The organism is Thiomicrospira sp. (assembly GCF_036568485.1).
In the GTDB taxonomy this organism is placed as follows: Bacteria; Pseudomonadota; Gammaproteobacteria; order Thiomicrospirales; family Thiomicrospiraceae; genus Thiomicrospira.
Window position 1 is genome coordinate 1 of the sequence record NZ_DATCSL010000108.1, and the last position, 21,689, is coordinate 21,689.

Below are 21,689 nucleotides of genomic sequence, written 5' to 3' on the forward strand. Positions count from 1 at the left end.
GGATATCACAGGTGCATGTGAATTACCATCTGGTGTTGAAATGGTTATGCCAGGTGACAACATTCAGATGACGATCACCTTGATCAACCCAATCGCGATGGACGAAGGTTTACGTTTCGCTATTCGTGAAGGTGGTCGTACTGTAGGTGCGGGTGTGGTTTCTAAAATCTTGAAATAATCAAAGCTTGATTATTAATTAAGATTGAAGTAAAATTCGCAACCTTAATTAGCAGTGGGCTCATGTGGTCTGCTGCTTTTATTTTTTATATATAGCGAGAAGTGGTCTATGGCAACACAAAATATACGTATTCGCTTAAAGGCTTTTGATCATCGTTTAATTGATCAATCCGCAAAAGAGATTACGGAAACAGCTAAAAGAACTGGGGCGCAAGTTCGCGGTCCAATTCCGCTGCCAACACGTAAAGAGCGTTTTACAATCTTGGTATCTCCGCACGTAAACAAGGATGCACGTGATCAATATGAGCTTCGTACACATAAGCGCATGTTGGATATTGTTGATCCGACCGATAAAACGGTTGATGCGTTGATGAAGCTTGATTTGGCCGCGGGTGTTGATGTTCAGTTGGAATTGCGTTAAGCAAATTGAAGCCATCAATCGTAATGGCTGATTTCAATAATAAGAGGTAGCAAAATGAATATTGGTGTCGTTGGGAAAAAGATAGGTATGACACGTATCTTCAATGAAGAAGGTGTGTCAATTCCTGTGACTGTAGTAGAGGTTGCACCAAATCGTGTTACGCAAATTAAAACTGTAGAAGGCGAAGGTTATTCTGCGGTTCAAGTTACAGCGGGCACAAAGCACGCAGGTCGAATTAACAAGCCAAAAGCTGGCCATTTTGCGAAGGCAGGAGTGGAAGCGGGTGAAGGTTTGTGGGAATTCCGTTTATCTTCTGAAGAGCTTGCTTCTTTTGAGGTGGGATCTGAGATTACAGTAGAGAAGTTTACTGAAGTTCCGGTTGTTGATGTAATTGGTACGACTAAAGGTAAAGGTTTTCAAGGTGGTGTCAAAAGACATAACTTTAGAACGCAAGATGCCACTCATGGTAATTCGTTGTCTCACCGAGTGCTAGGTTCTATTGGTCAGAACCAGACGCCAGGTCGAGTGTTTAAAGGGAAAAAGATGGCAGGTCACATGGGTGATGTTCGTCAAACTACCTTAAACTTAGATTTGGTTCGTGTTGATGTAGAGAACGGTTTGTTGCTCATCAAGGGTGCTGTACCTGGTGCAAAAGGCAGCACGGTTCTAGTACGTAAAGCAATTAAGTAAGGTGGGCACAATGGAATTAAAAATGATTGAATTGGCCACGGGAAAAGAGGCTGGTAAAGTCGGTGTTTCAGAGGGTGTGTTTGGCGTTGACTTCAATGAATCATTGGTTCATCAAGTTGTAGTTTCTTACATGGCTGGTGCACGTTCTGGTACCAAATCTCAGAAAACACGAGCAGAAGTTCGTGGTGGTGGTATTAAACCATGGCGTCAGAAAGGCACAGGTCGTGCTCGAGCCGGTACTATTCGTAGCCCGATTTGGGTTGGCGGTGGTCGTGCTTTCCCGGGGCATAATCGTGATTTTTCACAAAAAGTAAACAAGAAAATGTATCGCGGAGCGATGCGTTCTATTTTATCTGAGCTAAATCGCACAGGTAGATTGGTCGTTGTTGATGACTTTAAAATTGATGCACCAAAAACACGTGATTTCAAATCAAAATTACAGTCACTTGGCTTAACTGACGCACTAGTTGTTACAGAAGCATTTGATGAGTATTTGTATTTATCAGCTCGTAATATTTATCATGCGGATGTATGTGATGCAGCTTCAGTAGATCCATTAAGCTTGGTAGGTTTCAAGAGTGTGGTTATGACTCAAGGTGCTATTAAGCAGTTAGAGGAGAAGTTCGCATGAGTAATGAGCGTTTATTAAAAGTATTATTGGCTCCACATGTATCTGAAAAAAGTGCCATGATGGCTGAAAAGACTTCTCAGTACGTCTTTAAAATAGCTCCTGATGCAACAAAAGTTGAAGTTAAGCTTGCTGTTGAAAGTCTGTTTAATGTAAAAGTTGAATCAGTTAATGTGCTAAACCAAAAAGGTAAGCGCAAGATGTTTAAAGGCCGTACAGGTACAAGAAACGGTTCTCGTAGAGCCATTGTTAGATTAACTGAAGGTCAAGAACTTGACTTTGTATCTGGCGAATAAGGAGTTAGATCATGGCGATTATTAAAAAATCAAAACCAACTTCTCCTGGACAGCGTTTTGTAGTTCGTATTGTTGAGCCAACCTTGCACAAAGGTGAGCCATATGCGCCACTATTAGAAAAAAAGTCTAGAAAAGGTGGTCGTAATAACACTGGCCGTATCACAGTGCGTCATCATGGTGGTGGTCATAAGCGCCATTATCGTATGGTCGATTTTAAACGCACTAAAGATGGTATCCCAGCAACAGTAGAACGTCTTGAATATGATCCAAATCGTACGGCTAATATTGCCTTAATTCGTTATGCTGACGGTGAGCGTGCTTATATTTTGGCACCTAAGAGTATGCAAGCTGGTGATACAGTTGAATCTGGTTCGGGTGTTTCTATCAAGGCAGGAAATACTTTGCCTTTGAGAAATATTCCAGTAGGTACGATCGTACACGGTGTTGAGTTACGCCCTGGTAAAGGGGCACAGATCGCGCGTAGTGCAGGTGCATATGTTCAAATCGCTGGCAAGGAAGGTTCATACGTTCTTGTAAAGCTTCGTTCTGGTGAAATGCGTAAAATTCATATTGAGTGTAGAGCTACAGTTGGTGAGGTTGGTAATGCCGAGCACAGCTTGCGTAAGTTAGGTAAGGCCGGTGCTAAGAGATGGCGTGGTGTTCGTCCGACTGTGCGTGGTGTTGCTATGAACCCAGTTGACCATCCACATGGTGGTGGTGAAGGTCGCACTTCAGGTGGCCGTCATCCCGTTACTCCTTGGGGTGTGCCAACTAAAGGCAAGAAAACTAGAAGCAACAAGCGTACAAACAATATGATTGTACGTCGTAGAAATAGTAAATAAGGAAGGACATAATGCCACGTTCAGTTAAAAAAGGACCTTTTGTAGATCATCACTTAGCAAAAAAAGTGATTGAGGCACAAGAATCTGGTAATAAGCGTCCGATTAAAACCTGGTCAAGAAGATCAATGATCCTTCCTGACATGATTGGTTTAACAATTGCGGTGCACAATGGTAAAGAGCATATCCCAGTATTTGTTTCTGAAAATATGGTTGGCCACAAACTGGGTGAGTTTTCAATGACTCGTACCTATCGTGGTCATGTAGCTGATAAGAAAGCTAAGCGCTAATAGGAGAATAAAATGCAAGTCAGTGCAACACATAAATTCGCTCGCATCTCTCCTCAGAAAGCTCGCTTAGTAGCAGACCTTATTCGAGGAAAAGATGTTGAGTCAGCCGTTAATATTCTTACATTTAGTGGTAAGAAAGCGGCAGACCTTATGAAAAAAGTGTTAAATTCTGCGATTGCTAATGCAGAAAATAACGAAGGTGCCGATGTCGATGAGCTTAAAGTGACAGCAGTTTATGTTGATGAGGGCCCATTAATGAAGCGCATGCGTGCGCGTGCAAAAGGCCGTGGAAATCGCATTATTAAGCGAATGAGTCACATAACCGTTACTGTAAGCGAAAAATAAGGAGAGCCAGAATGGGTCAAAAAGTACATCCTATCGGTATCCGTCTTGGTATTACTAAAGATTGGAATGCCCGCTGGTATGCGGATAGTAAAAATTATTCTGATTTTTTAGTTAGCGACATTGAGATACGTAAAGAATTAAATGAACAATTGAAGCATGCTTCTGTTAGTAAAATTCATATTGAACGTGTAGCAAATGGTATTCGCGTTACTATTCATACCGCAAGACCAGGTGTTGTTATCGGTAAAAAAGGCGAAGACATCGAAAAACTAAAATCTTCTTTAATGAAGAAAACAGGCTTACCAGTCAATATTAATATTGAAGAAGTTAAAAAGCCTGAGTTAGATTCAAAATTAGTTGCAGAGAGTATTGCTCAGCAGTTGGAGAAGCGTATTCAGTTCCGTCGCGCTATGAAGCGTGCAGTTGGAAATGCAATGCGTTTAGGAGCTCAAGGTATTAAGGTTGCAGTTGCCGGACGTTTGAATGGCGCGGAAATTGCCCGTACCGAATGGTATCGTGAGGGTCGTGTACCTTTGCATACCTTCCGTGCAGATATTGATTATTCAATATTCGAGGCTGACACCACTTATGGGAAAATTGGCGTAAAAGTCTGGATTTTCCATGGTGAAAAACTTGGCAAAATGTCACTTGCTGGGGATAGCCAAAAGCAACCTAAAGCCAAGAAAAGCCGTAAATAAAAGGATTTGTAACCATGTTAATGCCTAAGCGTACCAAATTCAGAAAAGTTCAAAAGGGACGTAATCGTGGTTTGGCACAAAGTGGAAGTAAAGTAAGCTTCGGTGAGTTTGGTCTTAAAGCCACTGAGCGCGGTAGACTAACTTCACGCCAAATCGAATCAGCACGTCGTGCTATGACTCGTCACATTAAAAGAGGCGGTAAGATTTGGATCCGTGTGTTTCCAGACAAGCCTATTACAAGTAAACCGCTAGAAGTTCGTATGGGTAAAGGCAAGGGCAGTGTTGAATATTGGGTTGCCCAAATTCAGCCAGGCCGTGTTCTATATGAAGTTCAAGGTGTAAATGAAGTGTTAGCACGCGAAGCATTTAGCTTAGCTGCAGCAAAACTGCCTTTTAAAACTCAGTTTGTAACAAGAACGGTGATGTAAATGTCTGCACAAGAATTAAGAGAAAAAACAGCAGAGCAACTTAATGAAGAATTAATGTCGCTCTTAAAAGAACAGTTTAACTTAAGAATGCAGCATGCTACTGGGCAGTTAGCCAACTCAGCTAAATTGAAGTCTGTAAGACGTTCAATTGCTAGAGTGAAGACCATCATGCGTGAAAAAGTGAGTAATTAAAATGTCAGTAGAAAATACTAAAGCTCGCACACTTTCTGGAGTTGTATCCAGTAATGGAATGGATTGTTCTATTGTTGTGCTGACTGAAAGATATATTAAGCATCCTAAGTATAAAAAATACGTCAAGAAATCTACAAAAATTATGGCTCATGATGCTGATAATGTTTGTAATGTTGGCGACAAAGTTACTATTATGGAATGCCGTCCGTTATCAAAACGCAAATCCTGGACTTTAGTCAAGGTTGAAGAGAAAGCAAAAATCTAATAAATAATTTAGATTTTATTTTCTACCGCTGGAATGACCAAGCCATTTGGAACTAGTCATTCAGCGGTTTTTGTGTTAAGATTATTTTTTTCGCGGTTTTATAGCAAATGGAGTACCGCTATGATTCAAATGCAAACAATACTTGAGGTCGCTGATAACAGTGGTGCTAAGCGTGTGCAATGCATCAAGGTTCTAGGTGGCTCAAAGCGCCGCTACGCAAGTGTTGGTGACATTATTAAAGTGTCTGTAAAAGAAGCAGCGCCTCGTGGTAAGGTCAAGAAAGGTGATGTGTATGACGCCGTTGTTGTAAGAACAGCTAAGGGTGTGAGACGTCAAGATGGTTCTTTGATCAAGTTCGATGATAACGCAGCTGTGATTCTTAATAATAAAAAAGAACCTATTGGAACACGTATCTTCGGACCAGTAACTAGAGAGCTTCGTAACGAAAAGTTTATGAAAATAGTTTCTTTGGCTCCTGAAGTCTTATAAGGAGATTAGTTGTGAATCGTTTAAAGAAAGGTGATGAAGTTATCATCATTGCAGGCAAAGATAAGGGTAAGAAAGGTACGGTTTCTAAGTTAGTCGATGACAGTCGTGTGCTTGTTGATGGCGTTAACTTGGTTAAGAAGCATACTAAGTCTAACCCAATGACTGGTGCCCAAGGCGGGATTGTTACTAAAGAGATGCCTATTCATGTTTCAAATGTGGCACTTTTTAACCCAGAAACCCAAAAGGCTGATCGCATCGGTTACCGTATTGAGAATGATACAAAGGTGCGTTACTTCAAGTCTACAGATAAAGCAGTTAATGCTTAAATTAGGTTAGAGAGATGGCAAGATTAAAACAAGTTTATAAAGATCAGGTTGTAAGCAAGCTAGTTGAACAGTTTGGTTATAAGTCTGTGATGCAAGCACCTAAAGTAACTAAAATTACTATTAACATGGGTGTTGGTGCAGCGTTAGCGGATAAGAAGGTTCTAGATAATGCTTTGTCTGATATGGAGCTGATCGCCGGTCAGAAACCTGTAAAGACTTTAGCACGTAAATCTGTAGCTGGTTTTAAAGTACGTCAAGGCTGGCCTATTGGCTGTAAAGTTACCTTGCGCGGCGAAAAAATGTATGAATTCCTTGATCGTTTAATCAATATTGCTTTGCCGCGTGTAAGAGATTTTCGTGGCGTAAATCCAAAGGCATTTGATGGTCGTGGTAACTACACACTTGGTGTTAAAGAGCAGATTATTTTCCCTGAGATTGAGTTCGAAAAGGTCGATATGATGCGTGGTATGGATATTAATATCGCGACTACTGCAAGCACCGATGCAGAAGCTAAGGCTTTATTGGAAGCCTTTAATTTTCCGTTTAAGAAATAGAGAGGTTTCTCATGGCTAAAACTTCAATGAGAGAGCGCGAAACCAAGCGAGAGCAAATGGTGGCGAAGTACGCAGAAAAGCGTGCGTTACTCAAAAAAACATCTGTAGATATGTCGCTTTCATATGATGAGCGTATGGAAGCTATGGATAAGCTAGCGAAGCTTCCAAGAAATGCATCGCCAGTAAGACAACAGCGTCGTTGCAAAATTACCGGTAGACCACATGGTGTTTATAGAAAATTTGGTTTATCACGTAACATGCTTCGTTTATATGCAATGCAGGGCGATGTTCCTGGTTTAAGAAAAGCAAGTTGGTAGGATTTAATTATGAGTATGTCTGATCCAATCGCCGATATGCTAACGCGTATTCGTAACGGCCAATTAGCAGGTCATGCAAAAGTTTCAATGCCTTCTTCGAAATTGAAGGCATCTTTGGCAAAACTGTTAACGGATGAAGGTTATGTCTCTTCATTTGACGTTAAAGATACTGACGGTAAGTCTGTTTTATCGGTTGATTTGAAATATTATCAAGGGAAGCCTGTCATCGAGTTGCTTAAGCGTGTAAGCCGTCCTGGTTTACGTGTTTATAAAAATAAAGATGAACTACCAAAAGTAATTGGTGGCCTAGGTGTGGCTGTAGTTTCAACCTCAAAAGGCATTATGTCTGATCGCGAAGCACGCAAGCAAGGTGTTGGCGGTGAGATTATTTGCTACGTAGCTTAGGAGAGAATGTATGTCTAGAGTCGCAAAGTCTCCGATCACCCTACCTAAAGGTGTGGAACTGAATGTTAAAGGTTCAGAGGTTACAGTAAAAGGTTCAAACGGTTCACTAAGTTTTCAATTGAATTCAGCGGTTGTTATCAATCAAGCTGACGGTGTTGTTAGTTTTTCGCCTAAAGCTGGTGTAGTTGACGGTTGGGCACAAGCTGGTACTGCGCGTTCAGTAATAAACAATATGGTTACTGGTGTAAGTCAAGGCTTTGAAAAAAGATTGCAACTAGTGGGTGTTGGTTACCGTGCACAGGTACAAGGTAATGTTATAAACCTAACTTTAGGTTTCTCTCATCCTGTTAATCATCAGCTACCTGCAGGCATTACTGCGGAAACACCTAGCCAAACTGAAATTGTGATTAAGGGTGCAGATAAGCAAGCCGTTGGTCAAGTTGCAGCTGAAGTTCGCGGTTATCGTCCACCTGAACCTTATAAAGGTAAAGGTATTAAGTATGCAGATGAAAGAATTCTGCGAAAAGAAGCTAAGAAGAAATAAGGTTGGGAGTAGATATGGATAGCAAACAAGCTAGACTCCGTAGAGCCAAAAAGACACGTGCTAAAATTAGTGAATTAAATATGCCTCGTTTGTGTGTTAATCGTACACCTAAACATATTTATGTTCAGTTGATTTCTGCAGACGGATCAACAGTACTTGCTACTAGTTCAACGGTTCAGGCGGATGTAAAAAGTAAAGTAAAGTTCAGTGGTAATAAAGAAGCGGCAGAGTTAGTTGGTAAAGTGATTGCTGAAAAAGCAAAAACAGCTGGTATAACGAAAGTAGCTTTTGACCGTTCAGGTTTTAAATACCACGGGCGCGTTCAAGTGTTGGCAGATGCCGCACGTGCGAACGGACTAGAGTTTTAAGATAAGGGTATTATATGTCTTCACAAGAATTACAAGATGGTCAGGACGGATACATTGAAAAATTGGTTTCTGTTCGCCGAGTTGCAAAAGTTGTAAAGGGTGGACGTGTATTTTCTTTCTCAGCGCTTACTGTGGTAGGTGATGGTGATGGCCGCATTGGTTTTGGTAGTGGTAAAGCCAGTGAAGTTCCAGTTGCAATTAAAAAAGCAATGGAACAAGCTCGTCGCAACATGAGGGATGTACACTTGAAATCAGGTACACTTGAGTACCCGATTAGTTTTGAACAAGGCGCAGCAAAAATTGTTATGTTGCCTGCTTCAGAAGGTACTGGTGTTATTGCTGGTGGTTCTATGCGTGCTGTATTAGAAGCAGCAGGTGTTAAGAACGTGTTGGCTAAATGTATTGGTACAACGAGACCAGTAAATGTTGTACGTGCAACAGTTAATGCATTAACCTCAATGCATACACCTGATTTTATTGCTGCTAAGCGTGGTAAAAACTTAAAAGATATTACGGGTGAATAATATGGCTGCTAAGAAACTTGTTAAAGTTACCCTTGTCAAAAGTACAATAGGTCGTTTACCAGCTCATAAAGCTTGTGTAGCTGGACTTGGTTTACGAAGAATGCACCATACGGTTTCCGTTATTGACACTCCAGAAAATCGTGGAATGATCAATAAAGTGTCGTATCTGCTAAAAATTGAGGAAGCGTAAAATGTTTTTAAATACATTAGCGCCTGCAGAGGGCTCAAAAAAAGAGAGAAGACGCGTAGGTCGTGGGCAGGGTTCCGGTCTAGGTAAAATGGGTGGTCGTGGTCATAAAGGCCAGAAGTCTCGCTCAGGCGGTTTTCATAAAGTTGGTTTTGAAGGCGGTCAAATGCCTATCCAACGTAGATTGCCTAAAGTTGGCTTCACTTCTCTAAAAGCTAAGTATTCAGCTGAAATTCGTTTAGATGCACTTAATAGTGTTGAAGCGGATACGATTGATTTAGCTAGTTTAAAGGCCAATAACTTGGTCAATGAGAAAATAAAAAATGTAAAGGTTATCAACTCTGGTGAGTTGACTAAATCTGTAAAACTTTCTGGCATTAAAGTAACGGCAGGCGCTAAGGCTGCAATTATTTCTGCTGGTGGAAGTGTTGAAGAGTAAATATGAATAATCCTTCTTTAAGTCAAGCAGGTGGTGCTTCTAAAGGCTGGGGTGATTTAAAGTCACGTTTATTGTTTGTTTTAGGTGCTTTAATTGTGTTCCGTTTTGGAACACATGTACCTGTTCCTTCAATTGATCCAGTTGCACTGGCTGCAATGTTTGAGCAACAAAAGGGTACTATCTTGGACATGTTTAACATGTTTTCGGGTGGTGCATTAGAGCGTTTATCAATTTTTGCACTAGGTATAATGCCTTATATCTCGGCAGCAATTATTATGCAGCTCTTAACAGTTGTTTCTCCAACACTAGAGCAGCTAAAGAAAGAAGGGGAGCAGGGTCGTCGTAAAATAACTCAGTACACCAGAATGGGTACAGTTGTTTTAGCGACCTTTCAGGCAATTGGTGTTTCAATTGCATTGCAAGCTCAAAACATTAACGGTATGCCTGTAGTTGTTAACCCAGGTCCAATGTTTATGCTTACTGCAGTTGTAACCTTAGTAAGTGGCACAATTTTTTTGATGTGGCTTGGTGAGCAAATTACAGAGCGTGGTATCGGTAATGGTATTTCATTGATAATCTTTGCAGGTATCGTGGCTGGACTTCCGTCTGCACTGGGTGGAACTTTGGAACAGGTTCATACTGGGGCTTTACATGCTTTGACAGTAGTAGTTTTACTTTTATTAGTGGCAGCTGTAACAGCTTTTGTTGTCTTTGTTGAGCGTGGTCAACGTCGAATTCCTGTTCATTATGCTCAACGAATGCGCGGACGAAAACTGTATGGCGGGCAAGAAGGTCACCTTCCTTTAAAGCTTAATATGGCTGGGGTAATACCTCCAATCTTTGCTTCTAGTATCATTCTTTTCCCTGCCAGTTTGGGTGGGTGGTTTGGTTCTTCAGAAAATCTTGGTTGGCTTAAAGATTTGGCTACTACGCTTGCACCAGGTCAGCCTTTGTATGTGTTCTTTTATGCATTGGCTATTATTTTCTTCTGTTTTTTCTACACAGCGATTGTTTTCAATCCAAAAGAAACAGCGGATAACTTAAGAAAGTCGGGTGCATTTTTACCGGGCATTCGTCCAGGTCCACAAACTGCTCGCTACATTGATACTATTATGGGCCGGTTAACCTTAGCTGGTGCTGTATACATTACTGCAGTATGTTTGTTGCCTGAATTCTTGATTTTATACTGGAATGTACCCTTCTACTTTGGTGGGACTTCATTGTTAATTATTGTAATTGTGGTTATGGACTTTATGACACAAATACAAGCACAGTTGATGTCTGGTCAGTATGAAAGCATGATGAAAAAAGCAAATTTGAAAGGTAAGTAGAAAGTCAACTATTTACCTAGTATTTCAACAAGAAGACGAGTATAATCTCTCGTTTTTCTAGACGGATTTTAGGGGAGCGTCAAAATGGCTCGTATTGCCGGCGTAAATTTACCGCTTAACAAGCATATTGTTATCGGCTTAAGATCGATCTATGGTGTGGGACAAACTACGGCTCAGAACCTTTGTGTTTCTGCAGACCTTGACCCTACAACAAAAGTTCGTGAGTTGACTGAAGATCAGTTAGAAAAGCTACGTATTGAAGTGGCAAAATATAAAATTGAAGGTGACTTGAGACGTGATGTTTCTATGAACATCAAGCGTCTAATGGATATGGGTTGTTACCGTGGCATTCGTCATCGCCGTAGTCTACCCTTACGTGGTCAGCGCACTAAAACAAATGCGCGTACACGTAAAGGTCCAAAGAAACCTATTAAGAGATAACCGCATAACCTGCGAGAATAATTATGGCAAAAGCAAATACGCGTGTTAAAAAGAAAGTCAAGCAAGTTATTAACGATGCCGTTGCGCACGTTCATGCTTCTTTCAATAATACAATTGTGACGATTACAGATCGTCAAGGTAATGCATTGTGCTGGGCAACAGCTGGTGGCAGTGGTTTCCGTGGGTCTCGTAAAAGTACACCTTTTGCGGCTCAGGTTGCTGCAGAGCGTGCTGGCCAAATGGCTCACGAGTACGGTGTAAAGAATATGGACGTTATGGTGAAAGGACCTGGCCCAGGTCGTGACTCAGCTGTTCGTGGTTTGCACAGTGCAGGCTTCAAGATTACATCTATCTCTGATGTAACTCCGATTCCTCACAATGGATGCCGTCCATCTAAAAAACGTCGTGTTTAAGGATATAAGTTCATGGCAAGATATATTGGTCCAAAATGTAAGCTCGCGCGTCGTGAAGGCACTGACTTATTTTTAAAAAGTGGTGCAAGAAGCATTGAATCAAAATGTAAGATTGATCAGGTTCCTGGTCAACACGGTGCTCGTCGTACGCGTGTAACCGAATATGGTACTCAGCTGCGTGAAAAACAAAAAGTTAGACGTATTTACGGTGTACTTGAAAAGAAATTCCGTCTTTATTATAAAGAAGCGGATCGTCGTAAAGGTTCAACTGGTGTTAACTTACTGCAGATCCTAGAAAGTCGCTTAGATAATGTTGTCTATCGTATGGGTTTTGCAAGTACTCGTGCAGAAGCTCGTCAGTTAGTGTCGCATAAGTCTATTCAGGTAAATGGTGGAACAGTTAATATTCCTTCATACGAAGTTTCACCTGGTGATGTCATTAGCATTCGTGAGAAAGCACGCAATCAAACGCGTATTGCATCAGCATTAGAATTGGCCTCAAAAATGGGTTCGATTTCTTGGGTAGAAGTAGATCCTAAAGCTTTCCAAGGTACATTTAAGTCTGTACCTGATCGCACAGATCTTCCAGCCGAAATCTCAGAAAACTTGATTGTTGAGCTTTACTCTAAGTAGTCTATAAACGGAGATAACACCTGATGCAAGAGATGTTAGAACAGTTGTTGACCCCACGTCTTGTTGACATCAAGAGATTGAGTCCTACCCACAGTCGTGTGACTTTAGAACCGCTTGAACGTGGTTTTGGTCATACACTTGGTAATGCTCTAAGACGTATTCTTTTATCATCTATGCCTGGTGCTGCGATTGTAGAAGCTCAGATAGATGGAGTATTGCATGAATACTCAACTATTGAAGGTGTAAGAGAGGATGTTTTAGAAATCCTACTTAACCTTAAAGAAGTATCGATCAAGTTAAATGCTAAAAATAGCGCTCAGTTGGTTTTGAAAAAATTTGGACCGGCTGTAGTAAGAGCAAAAGATATTTCTGTCGATCATGATGTTGAAATCTGTAATCCTGATCACATCATTGCTCACATAAGTGAGGGTGCAGAACTATCTATGACCTTGAATGTTGAAAAGGGTATTGGCTACCGTGCTGCGGCTCAGGTTGATTCCTCTAATTCTTCACAGGTCGGCTCTTTAAGATTGGATGCAAGTTTTAGCCCGGTTCATACTGTCAGTTATGAAGTTGAAAATGCCCGTGTTGAACAGCGTACAGATCTTGATAAATTGATTCTTGATGTTGTTACTAATGGAACACTTGATCCTGAAGACGCAATCAAGCAAGCGGCAACCGTACTGCATTACCAGCTTAATGCTTTTGTCGACTTGAAACATCAAGAAATCTCAGCACCTCAAGAAGAAGAAAATGAGTTTGATCCTATTTTCTTACAGCCAGTTGATGATCTAGAGTTAACAGTTCGTTCAGCGAATTGTTTAAAAGCTGAACAGATCTATTACATTGGTGATTTGGTTCAACGTAGTGAAGGTCACTTGTTGAAAACACCAAATCTAGGTAAGAAATCTTTGCAAGAGATTAAAGATGTCTTAGCGCAAAGAGGATTGAGTTTAGGTACTAAATTAGAAAACTGGCCGCCATCTAGCTTGGTGAGCAAAGAGTCAGCGTAAGGAATAAAAGGAAGCTATTATGCGTCATCGTAAGAGTGGTCGTAAATTAAATCGCAATAGCTCGCACCGTAAAGCCATGTTTAAAAACATGTCTGCTTCACTTATTGAGCATGAAGTGATTAAAACGACGGTTGCAAAAGCTAAAGAATTGCGTTCAATCGCAGAGCCATTGATCACCTTAGCTAAGGAAGACAGTGTACATAACCGTCGTTTAGCTTTTTCACGTCTTCGTGATAAAGCGGCGGTTGGTAAGCTATTTTCTGATCTAGGTGTTCGTTATCAATCTCGTCCTGGTGGGTATATTCGTATTCTTAAATGTGGATACCGTCCAGGTGACAATGCCCCAATGGCAATTGTCGAATTGGTAGATCGTCCAGTGGTTAAAGTTCAAGCACCTACTGAAGTTTCAGAAGAAGCTTAACTTTTAAAGACCGACGCAAGTCGGTCTTTTTATATCTAGCCAGCATGTTAATCGATACTCACGCACATCTTGATCAACTTACACTTTCTTCTTATGATGACCATCATCCTATAATCACTGTTTCAACTGATCTAGCATCTTGTCACTCGAACTTTATTCTTGCACAAAAGCATCCTACAAAAGTAATGATGGCCTGTGGATTACACCCTTGGTTTGTACAAGATTCTTCTCTCCAAGAGTTAAATCTATTATTGGATTATATTGAATCTAATAATATTCAGATTATGGGTGAGATAGGTTTAGATTTTTCACCTTCCTACAAGTCCACTAGAAATCAACAATTGGAGATATTAGAAATACAGCTTCGTTTTGCTAGCCAGCATAATCTGAGTGTTTCTCTACATTTATTAAAAGCCTATGATGAACTTTTTGATTTGCTTAGAACCTACCCGGTCAAAGGGGCGATACATAGTTTTCCAGGTAGTCTTGAGCAGGCGAAACGTTTCAGCAAGTTGGGAATTAAAATTGGTGTAAATGGTTTAATCCTAAGAGACAATGCACCCAGGTATTTAAACCTAGTCACTCATTTACCAATAGAAAATATTGTAATTGAAAGCGATGCTCCAAATATTCCCTATCCCGATGGTCGGCCAGGAGATCTTAATATGATTACATTAATAGCATCGAGACTTAGTCAAATAAAACAGCTAGAGTTAGAAACCTTATGTCAAATTACTACGCAGAATGCAATTGAGAGCTTTAAATTATATGAGTTGTTATGATTATTTATTCGATCCACTATATGAGCGCAGCCGATTAGTCTTTAGTGATGATCAAATGCTGGTGCTAAATAAAAGCCATGTGCTTGTTGCAGGTGTTGGTGGTGTGGGTGGTTTTGTAGCAGAAGCCTTAGTTCGAGCCGGTGTAGGCAGCTTGACAATAGTCGATCATGATAAGGTTTCGGCCTCTAACAAAAACCGACAAATAGTCGCGCTGGATAGTACGATTGGTCGTCTTAAGGTAGATGTTATGGCTGAGCGTTTATTGGATATCAATCCACATTGTCAGATCACTAAAATAGCAGAGTTCTTGAGTCCTGAAGCGATGCCAGGCCTGGTTGGTTCTGGATTTGATTTTGTTATTGATGCAATTGACAGCTTAAACTGCAAAGTTGCTTTAGTTGAACATGCGTATCGTTTACAAGTACCGGTGGTCTCTAGTATGGGAGCTGGACGCCGAATTGATCCTTCAAAAATTGCGATTACCGATATTAGTCAAACTCACGGTTGTGGTTTGGCGCGCGTCATGCGTCAGCGTTTAAGAAAGCAAGGCATTAAAAAAGGTATTCCAGTTATTTTTTCATCTGAGCTACCTAAAGAACCTGGTCCATTTGAGGCGATTGAAGGTGCAAGGGGACGTGTTGTTAATGGCACTGCCAGTTACATGCCAGGTATTTTTGGTTTAATGCTGGCAGGTCTGGTGGTACAAAAGTTAACACAGTCGACTTAATTCTAAGGCGTTTTGTGCCCCAAAGACTTGGCTTGTGTGGACGTTATGTTTTTAACGGCTAGCTCGGCCTCTGTTAAATACTTAATAACTTGTGCGCTGCACTCATCCAATTTTGTAAACTCATCTTCAATTAAGGCTAAGTCTTGGTTGTCATGTGCATTTAGGATACGTTGAATGGTTTTATGCAGTTCAGCGTGCCACTTCTCAACCTGTTTCATCTCTGTTAAATGTGCGTATTTTTGACCTTCTTCGCCATAAAACCATTTACCTAGTCCACACTTGGTATGGTTGGTCGCGGCTTCGAAGTTTAAGCCAACATCCATGCCTGCAATATAAGCGGTAATTAAACCTTTCCATTGTTGATGTGAGCGACGTGCCTGTGCAAAAGCAAATTGGCCAGTTTGCATGGCGGTTTCAAAGTTAATGGCTTTCAAATCAATCTTAAACATTTTTGACAGTTCAATCACTTCCGTTGCGTAACGAGCCATTTGTTGTGTTTGTTGTGCCGTTTCTTCGACTAAGGTTGCATTTTTTTGAGTCGCGGTGTCAATCGAAGCAATGGCATTATTGACTTGTTCAACTCCTTGAGATTGCTCGGTTGTCGCCTGGTTAATCTCATCTATGATTTGACTAACTTGTTCAATCGAGTGGTTGATGACATCAATCGCTTGACCAGATTGGTTGGCCAGTTCGGTACCTTGTTGTACTTTGATTAAAGTATCATCAATTAGGGTTTTGATTTGCTTCGCCGCTTCCGCTGATTTTTGCGCTAGGCTACGGACTTCTGAAGCAACAACAGCAAAGCCACGTCCATGATCACCCGCTCTTGCCGCTTCAACCGCCGCATTTAAGGCTAATAAATTGGTTTGAAAAGCAATGCTATCAATAAGATTGGTGATTTCACCAATCTTGCTACTGGAGTTATTAATTTCATGAATGGCATCAATCGTCTGTTTCACGACTTGGTTGGCATTCGAGGCCTCAAGTCGTGATTGGTCAGACAAGCTTTGAGCTTGTTGGGCATTGTCGGCTGTTTGGCGTATGGTAGAAGTAATTTGTTCCATGCTCGCGGCGGTTTCTTCCAGCGAGGCTGCTTGCTGCTGAGTGCGTTGTGCAAGATCTTGAATACCAGCTGAGATACGATTGGTACCTTCTGATAAACGTAATACCGAAAAATTTGATTGAGACATTAAGCTCGATACATTAGAGGTCGCATTGTTGACCCCATCTTTTAGAATACTCAAGGTGCCATGCAGTGGAAGTTGTATGCGCTTAGTTAAATCGCCAGAACCTTGTGCGACCATGACTTGTGTGGTTTCTGCAATAACTTTTTCAAGCTGATCCAAGGTTTGGTTGATGGTGTCTTTTAAATGTTTTAATTCGCCTTGAGCTTCAGCATGGATACGTTTTTCGAAATAACCTTCAGATACCTGATCCATTAACTCATTGACTTCAAAAAATACACCTTTCAATGTCACCATCGCCGTTTGACCGTAGGCGACCGCTTGTTGATAGTCACCTTGTAATTCGGTATTGGATTCGTAGCTAAAGTTACCATTACGAATTTCATGCAGCACTTTGGTTATTTCTTCTGTGGTTTGGCGCATCGCCTGAGTAGCTAAGTTGGTGCTGGCCTTAAGTAAATCAAAGTCGCCTTGCATCGGAATACGCGTAGTGGCGCTGAGTTTGCCGTGTGCAATCGCTGATAACATGCGTCCGGTCTCACCAATGGCCACTTGCATATTTTGCATTTGTTGATTGTAAGTGCGGGCTAATTGGCCAATTTCGTCCTGATTTTTTATGCTGGCGCGGACGCTTAAATCGCCAGTTTGCTGTGAGCATTGCATAATTTTTTGTAATGAACGTAAAGGACGCGACACGAATACATAATTCATGATCGCGAAGTAAGCCGATAAAATAACCAGTAAAAACATGCTAAGCCAACCAAACTGGGCAATTAATTGGTCGGCTACCAGGCCTGGTGCATCGGTTTGGGTTAGTTGATTTAAGCCGCTAGATCGCATCCATGCGACCAGCCAGACCGAAAAACCCAATAACAGCACATTACCTAAGCTGAGTTTCGCCAACAATGACCATTTTTTAAATGGATTGAGTTTATCTAGCTTAGCGCGTAAAGGCGTAAAGATCTGGCCTTGTTTGATAATAAGTTGGCCTTTGTTAATTAAAGGATAGGCATGGGTCGCCAGTGCAATTTCCGCTTCGGTGGCTGGCATGCGAACCGAAATGTAACCGCTGATTTGATTTTGTTGTTTAACGGGAGCGACATTGGCTTTAACCCAATAATGATCACCGTTTTTGGTGCGGTTTTTAACAATCTGCGTCCAACCTTCACCTGATTGAAGCGTTTGCCACATATCTTTAAATACGGCGGGCGGCACATCGGGATGGCGCAATAGGTTGTGGGGTTGGCCAATCAACTCAGATTCGGTATAACCGCTAATTTCGATAAACTCATCATTCGCTTCAACAATGGTGCCATCGGTGTCGGTACGTGAGACTAAACGGTAGTTTTGTGGAATGGGTTTTTGTTTTTGGGTTACGGGTAGGTTTTGTCTCATAAGCTTCTCCAGTAGCCACGCGGTTATCGTTCAAATGTATCTTTTAAATGCATCTTTAGTAGGAAATTATTTTATGCTAATAATTTATGCTTAATTTGTATGTCGTTGGTTTTTAAACATAAAACTTGATTTGCATCAGTTTAGGCAAGCGGTCGTTTGTATTTGTATAAATTGTTATACTGTTTCGCCATTTACTAAACAGGTTAGATAAATTGAAACCCAGCCCATACAGCCGTTTATTGTCACGCAAACTTTATTGGGATATGGAAGAGCAAGTGCTTTGGTTGGACTTGCGTCAAATTTGGCCAGATAAAGGTGTCTTACGCCTACCAAGTTGGGATCAAATGATGTTGTCGGCGGAGCCTATTCCACATTATGCACCTGCATTAGATGTGTTGAGTTGGTCGGTTCACAGCGAGCTACGGTTTTGGTTACAACAGATTCCAAAATGGGTGGTGGAATCATGTCAGTTATTTCCCAGTCATCAACTCAGCCTATTGCACTATGCCGGGCGTTATCCTCAAATGTTGGAGCTGTTAGATCATGCCCCTTTATTGGCGTGGGAGTTGGTGCGTGCGCCCTTGACTGAAGCTGAGCGGGTCGCACTATTTCAAGCCAAACGTACGGATATGGTGGAAAAGCTGGGTTGGCCGGGCAAAAGTGAAACCCTTAAGTTTTTACGCAGTTTGCGTTTGCGTATGGTGAACACTGAATTGCTTGAGCAGGTTCAGGTGTGTTTATTAGATGAGCAGCGTTTGCATTCGTTACAAACCTTGCCACGCATTAACTCGATGGCGTTGTCTTTGGCCGCGCGTTTTCCAGAGCTGATTGGCCAACGTTTGCATCAGAGTTTAGCGCGCATGCCTTGTCGGCCGATGCAATGCAAATCTATGATTGCCTTATTGGAGGATGTTTATCGGCTGGCTGAATTTATCGGAGAAGCGGACGTGACTCGAAAAATTGGTGACTGTCGTTATTTGGTCGAAGTTGAAGCTTTATACCAGGCCTGGTTGAATCAAACCCTAGATCAGCCAAGCGGTTTGATAGAGCTAGAGTTGTCTGACGAGCCTCAATGTCTCGTCACCATGAATCAATGGCAAGCTTTGAGTCGTCAACAATACCAGGCCTGGTGGTTAGATTATTCTCAGCCAAGTCTGCAATTATGGGCGTGGTGGTTTGAAGGCGAACCGGTGGGTTTGTTATTGGATAACTCAGGTGAACAAGCGAAAATTCAACGTTTGCGCCAAGCACAAAACCAACTCGCCAGCGCCGCATTACAAGCGCAGGTCGAGTTGTGGTTAGTGAATTTCAATAAAGCTTAGTAAAGCTGGTTAAAAACTCAGTCGAGTAGTTTTTCCGAACCCATTAAGTCTTGATACGTTTCACGCGGACGCACCAACCAGGCCTGGTGCTTCTGCACCATCACTTCGGCCGCACGTGGGCGCGTATTGTAGTTCGAACTCATAGTAAAGCCATAAGCGCCCGCCGATAATACCGCTAGCAAATCACCGGCCTTTAAATTAAGCGTGCGATCTTTGCCTAAAAAATCGCCAGTCTCACATACTGGGCCGACTAAATCCCAGCGGGCTTCAACGCCATCAGTACGAGGGCTGAGGGGGATAATTTGTTGATAGGCTTGATATAGGGCGGGACGAATTAAATCGTTCATTGCCGCATCAATAATCGCAAAGTGTTTATGGTCGGACGGCTTTAAGTATTCAACCTCTGTCACCAAAACCCCAGCATTGCCCGCAATTGCACGGCCCGGTTCGATAATTACTTCAATATTCGGATCATTCAGTTCGCTTAATAATGCCTGAATATAATCGGCAATCTCTGGTGGATTTTCTTCGGTATAACGTATGCCTAAGCCGCCGCCTAAATCTAAATGATGAATCTCAATGCCCATGCCAGCTAAACGCTGTTTAAGTTGCAACACCTTTTTTAATGCGTCTACAAATGGGCGCACTTCAGTCAGTTGCGAACCAATATGGCAATCTATGCCAATTACGTTGATATGAGAGTAGTTGGCGGCGGTTTGATAAAGCTCGGGAGCCGTTTGAATATCGACTCCAAATTTGTTCTCTTTCAGACCGGTTGAAATGTAAGGATGGGTTTTGGCATCCACATCTGGGTTGACTCGGATTGAGATGGGCGCGATTTTATTTGCGCGTTGGGCGACGGTTTGAATGCGATCCAATTCGGCATGAGACTCAACATTAAAACAGCGAATGCCGACTTCCAACGCACGTTCAATTTCAGACTCTTTTTTAGCCACACCCGAAAACACAACCTTATCGGCCTGGCCGCCAGCACGTAATACACGTTCCAGTTCGCCTTGCGAAACAATATCAAAGCCCGAACCCAAATGCGCCAATACCTGCAAAACCGCTAAGTTAGAATTGGTTTTGACCGCATAACAAACCAAGTGAGGTTGCTTGCCAAAGGCTTGATCAAATGCCTGCCAACGCTTTTCTAGCTCGGTGCGAGAATACACATAGAGCGGAGTACCATATTGTTTCGCCAAGTCGGTTAATGAGACCTGTTCGGCCATTAGCTGATTGTGTTGATAGTGAAAAACGTCGGTCATGGATAATCCTTATTCAGCATGCAGAAACGGGTTCAAGAAGGCTGTTGAGTTGAATGGTTCGATGCGATCAAACTGGTATCGGTTTGGCTCGTCTGTGGCAAACTGAGCGGCCCTTTTTTACCGCAACCGCTTAAAATCAATGCTATCGCCACAAGGCTGGCGGCCAACAAAACTGGGTTTAATGTCAAAGACATGAGCGGCTTGCGTTTCATATTGAGTGCCATCGCGTTAAAATGATCGCCATTTTACCAGAATCTAGGAACGCATTGATATGTCTGAACTCTTACCGGTTATTGTTGAACCTTCTCAACCCGCCAAAGCCGCTGTGATTTGGCTGCATGGTTTAGGTGCGGATGGGCATGACTTTGAAGAAATTGTCCCCAGTCTTGGCTTGCCAGACAATCATGCGATTCGGTTTGTGTTTCCGCATGCCCCAATTCAAGCGGTCACCATCAATGGCGGCATGCATATGCGCTCATGGTTTGATATTCGTTCGTTAGATATGCAAAACGATGTCGACTCCGCTGGCATTCGTGTGTCTTGTCATCAAGTTTATAAATTGATTAGCGAACAAGAAGCCGCCGGTATTGAGCCAAAAAATATTATTTTGGCGGGTTTTTCACAGGGCGGCTTAATTGCTTTACATGCCGGTTTAAGTTACGACCATAGCTTGGGTGGTATTATGGCATTATCAACCTGGTGCCCATTGGTGGAGCAATTTCATTTACACCGCGAAATACCGATTTTAATGATTCATGGTCGCCAAGATCCGGTGGTGCCGTTTGAACTGGGCGCCAAAGCGCAGGAAGACTTAAGCGCCAAAGGTTACCAAATTGATTGGCAGGTTTACGATATGCAGCATCAGGTTTGTCTGCAAGAAATTGAATATATTGGCGACTGGCTACGCCAGCGTTTATTGCAAGGAAACGACTAATGTTTATTTTAACCATGCGCGTACGCGACTATGAATGTGACATTCAAGGAGTGGTGAATAACAGCGTGTATCAAAACTATTTAGAACACGCGCGGCATGAATTTCTACTCGCCAATAATGTCAATTTTGCCGATTTAAGTGCACAGGGTATTAACTTAGTGGTGACCCGAACTGAGTTGGACTATAAAGCGTCGTTACGCCCACAGGATGATTTTTATATAACGGTGGAATGCCTTCGCGAGTCGCGTCTAAAGTTTGCGTTTATTCAGCATATCTATCGTTCAAACGATGATAAATTGGTCATGCAAGCCAAAGTAATCGGTACCGGAGTGAATGCACGCGGCCGGCCGGAAATTCCGGCCGAGTTGGATGGGCTATTTACACCGCAAAATGATTAGGTAAT

General features: G+C 42.0%; 35 protein-coding genes and 1 pseudogene. 33 read left to right on the forward strand and 3 right to left on the reverse strand.

Features of this window, described 5'->3' with window-relative positions; genetic code table 11:
• The 30 genes and pseudogenes from tuf to VIM91_RS10315 form a co-directional block, all read left to right on the forward strand.
• Positions 1 to 178 (forward strand): annotated as a pseudogene (tuf, locus tag VIM91_RS10170) (elongation factor Tu); the annotation flags it as partial.
• A gap of 108 nt (positions 179 to 286) precedes the next feature.
• Entirely contained in the window at positions 287 to 598 is a 312-nt protein-coding gene (gene rpsJ, locus VIM91_RS10175; protein ID WP_029936148.1) for a 30S ribosomal protein S10, read from the forward strand.
• A 54-nt stretch (positions 599 to 652) separates the two neighbouring features.
• Positions 653 to 1,288 carry a 50S ribosomal protein L3 gene (gene rplC / locus VIM91_RS10180; RefSeq protein WP_331864709.1) on the forward strand — a complete coding sequence of 212 codons (636 nt, stop codon included), beginning with the start codon at positions 653 to 655 and terminating at the stop codon, positions 1,286 to 1,288.
• 25 nt (positions 1,289 to 1,313) lie between these two features.
• Positions 1,314 to 1,919 (forward strand): 50S ribosomal protein L4, encoded by a 606-nt coding sequence (rplD, locus tag VIM91_RS10185; RefSeq protein ID WP_414719637.1) that lies wholly within the window; start codon positions 1,314 to 1,316, stop codon positions 1,917 to 1,919.
• Positions 1,916 to 2,212 carry a 50S ribosomal protein L23 gene (gene rplW, locus VIM91_RS10190; protein WP_331864711.1) on the forward strand — a complete coding sequence of 99 codons (297 nt, stop codon included), beginning with the start codon at positions 1,916 to 1,918 and terminating at the stop codon, positions 2,210 to 2,212. Before rplD ends, rplW begins: the two co-directional genes overlap by 4 nt.
• A gap of 11 nt (positions 2,213 to 2,223) precedes the next feature.
• Entirely contained in the window at positions 2,224 to 3,054 is an 831-nt protein-coding gene (gene rplB / locus VIM91_RS10195; protein WP_331864712.1) for a 50S ribosomal protein L2, read from the forward strand.
• Positions 3,055 to 3,065: 11 nt separating this feature from the next.
• Positions 3,066 to 3,341, forward strand: coding sequence for a 30S ribosomal protein S19 (gene rpsS / locus VIM91_RS10200; protein ID WP_029936141.1), 276 nt, complete (start codon positions 3,066 to 3,068; stop codon positions 3,339 to 3,341).
• A 12-nt stretch (positions 3,342 to 3,353) separates the two neighbouring features.
• Positions 3,354 to 3,686 (forward strand): 50S ribosomal protein L22, encoded by a 333-nt coding sequence (rplV, locus tag VIM91_RS10205; protein WP_296829234.1) that lies wholly within the window; start codon positions 3,354 to 3,356, stop codon positions 3,684 to 3,686.
• 11 nt (positions 3,687 to 3,697) lie between these two features.
• Positions 3,698 to 4,384, forward strand: a complete 687-nt coding sequence (gene rpsC / locus VIM91_RS10210) for a 30S ribosomal protein S3 (protein ID WP_331864713.1) — start codon at positions 3,698 to 3,700, stop codon at positions 4,382 to 4,384.
• A 14-nt stretch (positions 4,385 to 4,398) separates the two neighbouring features.
• Positions 4,399 to 4,812: a 50S ribosomal protein L16 gene (rplP, locus tag VIM91_RS10215; protein WP_029936135.1), complete on the forward strand. Its 414-nt coding sequence runs from the start codon at positions 4,399 to 4,401 to the stop codon at positions 4,810 to 4,812.
• A complete protein-coding gene (gene rpmC / locus VIM91_RS10220; protein WP_331864714.1) occupies positions 4,813 to 5,004 on the forward strand; it encodes a 50S ribosomal protein L29 in 192 nt (63 codons plus the stop codon). It begins immediately after the preceding gene.
• Position 5,005: 1 nt separating this feature from the next.
• The gene (gene rpsQ / locus VIM91_RS10225; protein ID WP_331864715.1) at positions 5,006 to 5,269 is read left to right on the forward strand and encodes a 30S ribosomal protein S17; all 264 of its coding nucleotides are present in this window, start codon (positions 5,006 to 5,008) and stop codon (positions 5,267 to 5,269) included.
• A gap of 120 nt (positions 5,270 to 5,389) precedes the next feature.
• Complete coding sequence (rplN, locus tag VIM91_RS10230; protein WP_029936129.1) at positions 5,390 to 5,758, forward strand: 50S ribosomal protein L14; 369 nt, start codon at positions 5,390 to 5,392, stop codon at positions 5,756 to 5,758.
• An 11-nt stretch (positions 5,759 to 5,769) separates the two neighbouring features.
• Positions 5,770 to 6,084, forward strand: coding sequence for a 50S ribosomal protein L24 (gene rplX / locus VIM91_RS10235; protein ID WP_331864716.1), 315 nt, complete (start codon positions 5,770 to 5,772; stop codon positions 6,082 to 6,084).
• Positions 6,085 to 6,098: 14 nt separating this feature from the next.
• Complete coding sequence (gene rplE / locus VIM91_RS10240; protein ID WP_331864717.1) at positions 6,099 to 6,638, forward strand: 50S ribosomal protein L5; 540 nt, start codon at positions 6,099 to 6,101, stop codon at positions 6,636 to 6,638.
• 11 nt (positions 6,639 to 6,649) lie between these two features.
• Positions 6,650 to 6,955 carry a 30S ribosomal protein S14 gene (rpsN, locus tag VIM91_RS10245; protein ID WP_029936123.1) on the forward strand — a complete coding sequence of 102 codons (306 nt, stop codon included), beginning with the start codon at positions 6,650 to 6,652 and terminating at the stop codon, positions 6,953 to 6,955.
• A 9-nt stretch (positions 6,956 to 6,964) separates the two neighbouring features.
• Positions 6,965 to 7,360 carry a 30S ribosomal protein S8 gene (rpsH, locus tag VIM91_RS10250; protein WP_331864718.1) on the forward strand — a complete coding sequence of 132 codons (396 nt, stop codon included), beginning with the start codon at positions 6,965 to 6,967 and terminating at the stop codon, positions 7,358 to 7,360.
• Between the two features lie 10 nt (positions 7,361 to 7,370).
• Entirely contained in the window at positions 7,371 to 7,904 is a 534-nt protein-coding gene (gene rplF / locus VIM91_RS10255) for a 50S ribosomal protein L6 (protein WP_331864719.1), read from the forward strand.
• A 14-nt stretch (positions 7,905 to 7,918) separates the two neighbouring features.
• Positions 7,919 to 8,272 (forward strand): 50S ribosomal protein L18, encoded by a 354-nt coding sequence (gene rplR / locus VIM91_RS10260; protein ID WP_331864720.1) that lies wholly within the window; start codon positions 7,919 to 7,921, stop codon positions 8,270 to 8,272.
• 14 nt (positions 8,273 to 8,286) lie between these two features.
• A complete protein-coding gene (gene rpsE / locus VIM91_RS10265; protein WP_029936116.1) occupies positions 8,287 to 8,796 on the forward strand; it encodes a 30S ribosomal protein S5 in 510 nt (169 codons plus the stop codon).
• 1 nt (position 8,797) lies between these two features.
• Positions 8,798 to 8,986, forward strand: a complete 189-nt coding sequence (gene rpmD / locus VIM91_RS10270) for a 50S ribosomal protein L30 (RefSeq protein ID WP_331864721.1) — start codon at positions 8,798 to 8,800, stop codon at positions 8,984 to 8,986.
• Between the two features lies 1 nt (position 8,987).
• The gene (gene rplO, locus VIM91_RS10275; RefSeq protein WP_331864722.1) at positions 8,988 to 9,422 is read left to right on the forward strand and encodes a 50S ribosomal protein L15; all 435 of its coding nucleotides are present in this window, start codon (positions 8,988 to 8,990) and stop codon (positions 9,420 to 9,422) included.
• A 2-nt stretch (positions 9,423 to 9,424) separates the two neighbouring features.
• Positions 9,425 to 10,753, forward strand: coding sequence for a preprotein translocase subunit SecY (gene secY, locus VIM91_RS10280; protein WP_331864723.1), 1,329 nt, complete (start codon positions 9,425 to 9,427; stop codon positions 10,751 to 10,753).
• An 84-nt stretch (positions 10,754 to 10,837) separates the two neighbouring features.
• Positions 10,838 to 11,194 (forward strand): 30S ribosomal protein S13, encoded by a 357-nt coding sequence (gene rpsM / locus VIM91_RS10285; protein WP_331864724.1) that lies wholly within the window; start codon positions 10,838 to 10,840, stop codon positions 11,192 to 11,194.
• Between the two features lie 23 nt (positions 11,195 to 11,217).
• Entirely contained in the window at positions 11,218 to 11,607 is a 390-nt protein-coding gene (rpsK, locus tag VIM91_RS10290) for a 30S ribosomal protein S11 (protein ID WP_029936106.1), read from the forward strand.
• A 12-nt stretch (positions 11,608 to 11,619) separates the two neighbouring features.
• On the forward strand, positions 11,620 to 12,240 hold the full coding sequence (gene rpsD, locus VIM91_RS10295; RefSeq protein ID WP_331864725.1) for a 30S ribosomal protein S4: 621 nt from the start codon (positions 11,620 to 11,622) through the stop codon (positions 12,238 to 12,240).
• 23 nt (positions 12,241 to 12,263) lie between these two features.
• On the forward strand, positions 12,264 to 13,253 hold the full coding sequence (locus tag VIM91_RS10300) for a DNA-directed RNA polymerase subunit alpha (protein ID WP_331864726.1): 990 nt from the start codon (positions 12,264 to 12,266) through the stop codon (positions 13,251 to 13,253).
• Positions 13,254 to 13,272: 19 nt separating this feature from the next.
• Positions 13,273 to 13,674, forward strand: a complete 402-nt coding sequence (gene rplQ, locus VIM91_RS10305) for a 50S ribosomal protein L17 (RefSeq protein ID WP_331864727.1) — start codon at positions 13,273 to 13,275, stop codon at positions 13,672 to 13,674.
• A 44-nt stretch (positions 13,675 to 13,718) separates the two neighbouring features.
• Entirely contained in the window at positions 13,719 to 14,456 is a 738-nt protein-coding gene (locus VIM91_RS10310; protein ID WP_331864728.1) for a TatD family hydrolase, read from the forward strand.
• The gene (locus VIM91_RS10315; protein WP_331864729.1) at positions 14,443 to 15,183 is read left to right on the forward strand and encodes a tRNA threonylcarbamoyladenosine dehydratase; all 741 of its coding nucleotides are present in this window, start codon (positions 14,443 to 14,445) and stop codon (positions 15,181 to 15,183) included. The genes VIM91_RS10310 and VIM91_RS10315 overlap by 14 nt, the downstream gene beginning before the upstream one ends.
• A gap of 2 nt (positions 15,184 to 15,185) precedes the next feature.
• Here the strand turns inward: VIM91_RS10315 and VIM91_RS10320 are convergent, their stop codons facing one another.
• Positions 15,186 to 17,762 (reverse strand): methyl-accepting chemotaxis protein, encoded by a 2,577-nt coding sequence (locus VIM91_RS10320; RefSeq protein ID WP_331864730.1) that lies wholly within the window; start codon positions 17,760 to 17,762, stop codon positions 15,186 to 15,188.
• A 212-nt stretch (positions 17,763 to 17,974) separates the two neighbouring features.
• On the opposite strand from VIM91_RS10320, the gene VIM91_RS10325 reads away from it, so the two are divergent.
• On the forward strand, positions 17,975 to 19,084 hold the full coding sequence (locus VIM91_RS10325; protein WP_331864731.1) for a hypothetical protein: 1,110 nt from the start codon (positions 17,975 to 17,977) through the stop codon (positions 19,082 to 19,084).
• A gap of 17 nt (positions 19,085 to 19,101) precedes the next feature.
• Here the strand turns inward: VIM91_RS10325 and lysA are convergent, their stop codons facing one another.
• Together lysA and lptM are read right to left on the reverse strand one after the other, a co-directional pair.
• Complete coding sequence (gene lysA, locus VIM91_RS10330; RefSeq protein WP_331864732.1) at positions 19,102 to 20,352, reverse strand: diaminopimelate decarboxylase; 1,251 nt, start codon at positions 20,350 to 20,352, stop codon at positions 19,102 to 19,104.
• 32 nt (positions 20,353 to 20,384) lie between these two features.
• Complete coding sequence (gene lptM / locus VIM91_RS10335; RefSeq protein WP_331864733.1) at positions 20,385 to 20,564, reverse strand: LPS translocon maturation chaperone LptM; 180 nt, start codon at positions 20,562 to 20,564, stop codon at positions 20,385 to 20,387.
• Positions 20,565 to 20,623: 59 nt separating this feature from the next.
• Here lptM and VIM91_RS10340 point away from each other — a divergent pair, with 59 nt between their 5' ends.
• Complete coding sequence (locus VIM91_RS10340) at positions 20,624 to 21,286, forward strand: carboxylesterase (RefSeq protein WP_331864734.1); 663 nt, start codon at positions 20,624 to 20,626, stop codon at positions 21,284 to 21,286.
• Positions 21,286 to 21,684, forward strand: coding sequence for an acyl-CoA thioesterase (locus tag VIM91_RS10345; RefSeq protein ID WP_331864735.1), 399 nt, complete (start codon positions 21,286 to 21,288; stop codon positions 21,682 to 21,684). Before VIM91_RS10340 ends, VIM91_RS10345 begins: the two co-directional genes overlap by 1 nt.
• Positions 21,685 to 21,689 lie beyond the last annotated feature (5 nt).

What these genes read in the sequence shown, in the direction of transcription:
- rplE (WP_331864717.1), top strand. Translation starts at nt 6,099, where the DNA reads ATGGCAAGATTAAAACAAGTTTATAAAGATCAGGTTGTAAGCAAGCTA.
- rpsM (WP_331864724.1), top strand. Translation starts at nt 10,838, where the DNA reads ATGGCTCGTATTGCCGGCGTAAATTTACCGCTTAACAAGCATATTGTT.
- VIM91_RS10310 (WP_331864728.1), top strand. Translation starts at nt 13,719, where the DNA reads ATGTTAATCGATACTCACGCACATCTTGATCAACTTACACTTTCTTCT.
- rplQ (WP_331864727.1), top strand. Translation starts at nt 13,273, where the DNA reads ATGCGTCATCGTAAGAGTGGTCGTAAATTAAATCGCAATAGCTCGCAC.
- rplO (WP_331864722.1), top strand. Translation starts at nt 8,988, where the DNA reads ATGTTTTTAAATACATTAGCGCCTGCAGAGGGCTCAAAAAAAGAGAGA.
- VIM91_RS10315 (WP_331864729.1), top strand. Translation starts at nt 14,443, where the DNA reads ATGAGTTGTTATGATTATTTATTCGATCCACTATATGAGCGCAGCCGA.
- rpmD (WP_331864721.1), top strand. Translation starts at nt 8,798, where the DNA reads ATGGCTGCTAAGAAACTTGTTAAAGTTACCCTTGTCAAAAGTACAATA.
- rpsJ (WP_029936148.1), top strand. Translation starts at nt 287, where the DNA reads ATGGCAACACAAAATATACGTATTCGCTTAAAGGCTTTTGATCATCGT.
- rplF (WP_331864719.1), top strand. Translation starts at nt 7,371, where the DNA reads ATGTCTAGAGTCGCAAAGTCTCCGATCACCCTACCTAAAGGTGTGGAA.
- rpsN (WP_029936123.1), top strand. Translation starts at nt 6,650, where the DNA reads ATGGCTAAAACTTCAATGAGAGAGCGCGAAACCAAGCGAGAGCAAATG.
- rplC (WP_331864709.1), top strand. Translation starts at nt 653, where the DNA reads ATGAATATTGGTGTCGTTGGGAAAAAGATAGGTATGACACGTATCTTC.
- rpsQ (WP_331864715.1), top strand. Translation starts at nt 5,006, where the DNA reads ATGTCAGTAGAAAATACTAAAGCTCGCACACTTTCTGGAGTTGTATCC.
- VIM91_RS10345 (WP_331864735.1), top strand. Translation starts at nt 21,286, where the DNA reads ATGTTTATTTTAACCATGCGCGTACGCGACTATGAATGTGACATTCAA.
- rpsH (WP_331864718.1), top strand. Translation starts at nt 6,965, where the DNA reads ATGAGTATGTCTGATCCAATCGCCGATATGCTAACGCGTATTCGTAAC.
- rpsD (WP_331864725.1), top strand. Translation starts at nt 11,620, where the DNA reads ATGGCAAGATATATTGGTCCAAAATGTAAGCTCGCGCGTCGTGAAGGC.
- rplB (WP_331864712.1), top strand. Translation starts at nt 2,224, where the DNA reads ATGGCGATTATTAAAAAATCAAAACCAACTTCTCCTGGACAGCGTTTT.
- rpmC (WP_331864714.1), top strand. Translation starts at nt 4,813, where the DNA reads ATGTCTGCACAAGAATTAAGAGAAAAAACAGCAGAGCAACTTAATGAA.
- VIM91_RS10340 (WP_331864734.1), top strand. Translation starts at nt 20,624, where the DNA reads ATGTCTGAACTCTTACCGGTTATTGTTGAACCTTCTCAACCCGCCAAA.
- lysA (WP_331864732.1), bottom strand. Translation starts at nt 20,352, where the DNA reads ATGACCGACGTTTTTCACTATCAACACAATCAGCTAATGGCCGAACAG.
- rplP (WP_029936135.1), top strand. Translation starts at nt 4,399, where the DNA reads ATGTTAATGCCTAAGCGTACCAAATTCAGAAAAGTTCAAAAGGGACGT.
- rplN (WP_029936129.1), top strand. Translation starts at nt 5,390, where the DNA reads ATGATTCAAATGCAAACAATACTTGAGGTCGCTGATAACAGTGGTGCT.
- rplV (WP_296829234.1), top strand. Translation starts at nt 3,354, where the DNA reads ATGCAAGTCAGTGCAACACATAAATTCGCTCGCATCTCTCCTCAGAAA.
- VIM91_RS10300 (WP_331864726.1), top strand. Translation starts at nt 12,264, where the DNA reads ATGCAAGAGATGTTAGAACAGTTGTTGACCCCACGTCTTGTTGACATC.
- lptM (WP_331864733.1), bottom strand. Translation starts at nt 20,564, where the DNA reads ATGAAACGCAAGCCGCTCATGTCTTTGACATTAAACCCAGTTTTGTTG.
- rpsK (WP_029936106.1), top strand. Translation starts at nt 11,218, where the DNA reads ATGGCAAAAGCAAATACGCGTGTTAAAAAGAAAGTCAAGCAAGTTATT.
- rpsS (WP_029936141.1), top strand. Translation starts at nt 3,066, where the DNA reads ATGCCACGTTCAGTTAAAAAAGGACCTTTTGTAGATCATCACTTAGCA.
- rpsC (WP_331864713.1), top strand. Translation starts at nt 3,698, where the DNA reads ATGGGTCAAAAAGTACATCCTATCGGTATCCGTCTTGGTATTACTAAA.
- VIM91_RS10320 (WP_331864730.1), bottom strand. Translation starts at nt 17,762, where the DNA reads ATGAGACAAAACCTACCCGTAACCCAAAAACAAAAACCCATTCCACAA.
- rpsE (WP_029936116.1), top strand. Translation starts at nt 8,287, where the DNA reads ATGTCTTCACAAGAATTACAAGATGGTCAGGACGGATACATTGAAAAA.
- secY (WP_331864723.1), top strand. Translation starts at nt 9,425, where the DNA reads ATGAATAATCCTTCTTTAAGTCAAGCAGGTGGTGCTTCTAAAGGCTGG.
- rplW (WP_331864711.1), top strand. Translation starts at nt 1,916, where the DNA reads ATGAGTAATGAGCGTTTATTAAAAGTATTATTGGCTCCACATGTATCT.
- rplR (WP_331864720.1), top strand. Translation starts at nt 7,919, where the DNA reads ATGGATAGCAAACAAGCTAGACTCCGTAGAGCCAAAAAGACACGTGCT.